Source organism: Neisseria viridiae (assembly GCF_962747995.1).
GTDB classification, from domain to species: Bacteria; Pseudomonadota; Gammaproteobacteria; order Burkholderiales; family Neisseriaceae; genus Neisseria; species Neisseria viridiae.
The window spans coordinates 1-902 of sequence record NZ_CAUJAJ010000041.1 but is presented as its reverse complement, the minus strand read 5'-3'; the positions used below and the strand labels follow the sequence as shown (position 1 = coordinate 902).

The 902-nt window shown below is 42.7% G+C and carries 1 tRNA gene; it reads left to right on the top strand.

Annotated features, from left to right (window positions below):
- Window positions 1–182: 182 nt before the first annotated feature.
- Window positions 183–258: transfer RNA gene (locus Q9J79_RS10285), tRNA-Glu, on the top strand.
- The last annotated feature ends 644 nt before the right edge of the window (window positions 259–902 follow it).

Genomic DNA, 902 nt, shown 5'->3' with positions numbered 1-902 from the left:
GAAAAAAAAAAAAAAAAAAAAAAAAAAAAAAAAAAAAAAAAAAAAAAAAAAAAAATACAATTAGTTTGTTGATATTTATAGATTTTATATATAAATATCAGCAAAAATTTACATTTTCGCCGTCGGTTTTACGCAACAGGCTTGACAAGTTTCCGAAGCCTTGTAGAATAACGTACTTTCACGCGCCCATCGTCTAGAGGCCTAGGACACTGCCCTTTCACGGCGGCAACCGGGGTTCGAATCCCCGTGGGCGTGCCAATTCAAAAACCTGCTTGTTTCAAGCAGGTTTTTTTATTATGAGCCGTCATTCCCACAATTTTTCGTCATTCCCACAACTCTTCGTCATTTCCGCAACTCTTCGTCATTCCCGTGAAAACGGGAATCTAGAATCTCAAACTTTCAGACAACCTTTGAATATTGCCGCCGCCCGAAGGTCTGGATTCCCGCATTCGCGGGAATGACGGTTTAGAAGTTGCCCGAAACCCCAAAAAAAAAACCGAAACCGAACAAACCGAATTCCCGCAACCTTTCGTCATTCCCGTGAAAACGGGAATCTAGAACTTCTGAATTTTCAGACGACTTTTGAATATTGCCGCTGCCACAAGGGCTGGATTCCCGCTTTCGCGGGAATGACGGTTTGGAAATTACCCGAAACCCAAAAACAACTGAAACCTAACACACTGGATTCCCGCCTGCGCGGGAATGACGGTGAGGGCGGATGCCGTCTGAAACTTCATCATTCCTGCAACTCTTCGTCATTCCCGTGAAAACGGGAATCTAGAACTTCTGAATTTTCAGACAACTTTTGAATATTGCCATTACCCGAAGGTCTGGATTCCCGCTTTCGCGGGAATGACGGGCTAAATAATATCAAACCATAAATCCTGCCAAGAAACATTATT